General features: G+C 45.0%; 1 protein-coding gene. It reads right to left on the bottom strand.

The window, feature by feature from the left end:
- Positions 1-30: 30 nt before the first annotated feature.
- A protein-coding gene (locus AWU77_RS02115; protein WP_152625231.1) for an IS3 family transposase occupies positions 31-1,190 on the bottom strand; the annotation gives its coding sequence in 2 pieces (ribosomal slippage) (positions 31-938 and positions 938-1,190; 1,161 coding nt in all).
- Between the last annotated feature and the right edge of the window lie 62 nt (positions 1,191-1,252).

The raw sequence follows: 1,252 nt of genomic DNA on the forward strand, positions 1-1,252 counted from the left end.
TGATCCCCTCCGCCAACTTCGGACAGTTCACTAACATACATTTCTTGCCTCAAAGCGCTCTGGGCTAATAAAGCCAATAGCGCTGTGACGGCGGTAACGATTGTAGTCTACTTCGATATATTCAAAAATAGATTCGCGAGTTTGTTTTCCATTCTGCAATGGCTCACCGTGTATCAGCTCAACTTTTAATGAATGAAAAAAACTTTCCGCACACGCATTATCCCAGCAATCGCCCTTGCGACTCATGCTCTGCTTGAGTGAATATTTCCCCAATAACTGCCTGAACGCATATGATGCATACTGACTGCCTCGGTCGCTGTGAACAATAACGCCTTGTGGAAATTTTCGTCGCCACAATGCCATCATCAACGCATCACACACCAACTGTGCATCAATATTTTTACTCATTGACCAACCGATAATTTTTCGCGAATACAAATCAATCATCACCGCTAAATACAACCAACCTTCCGTGGTTTGGATGTAGGTAATATCCGTCACCCATTTTTCATTGGGGTGCTGCGCAGAAAAATCTCTAGCCAACAAATTGGGCGCAACAGGCAGAGCATGATTGCTATCGGTAGTTACCTTAAACAACTTGGCTGCTTTTGCAATTAAACCCTGTCTTTTAAGGCTTTTTCGAATGGTTTTTATGTCCAGTGGATTATCTTGCTCCGCCAAATCATAAAAAATTCGCTCAGCCCCATAGCGACCTTTTCCCTGAATGAATGCCTCTCTGACAAGACTATCAATCGCCTCTCTTTGCTGTGAGCGCAAACTCATTAGTTCACGATTTCTTAACCAAGCGTAATACCCACTTCGCGACACTGACAGTGCGCGCGCCATTATCGAGATTGAAAACAGCGTGCAATACATCAGCATAAATTCGTAGCGTTTTATTTTTGATGCTTCGCGAAGTAGGTGGCCGCCTTTTTTAGGATTTCTAGCTCCTCTGCCTGCTCCAACAATTGGCGCTTTAGGCGAGCGTTTTCGGTCGCAAGGAGTGACTCTCTTTCGACACTGGTTCTGCTGTTATTCAGCGCACTGCGCCAGCTGTAGATTTGACTGGGATAGATGCCCAGCTTTTCTGCTGCTTCTGCTACGCTAAGGCGCTCTGCCAGCTTTAGTGCTTCACTCTTAAACTCAGCTGTATATCTTTTGTTCGTTTGCGTGGATTGTTTCTTGCTCATGGATCACCTCTGGAGTAAGTTTACTCAGTTTCTAAGGTGTCCGATATTCGCGGTAGGGATCA

Source organism: Cellvibrio sp. OA-2007 (assembly GCF_000953825.1).
Lineage (GTDB): Bacteria > Pseudomonadota > Gammaproteobacteria > Pseudomonadales > Cellvibrionaceae > Cellvibrio.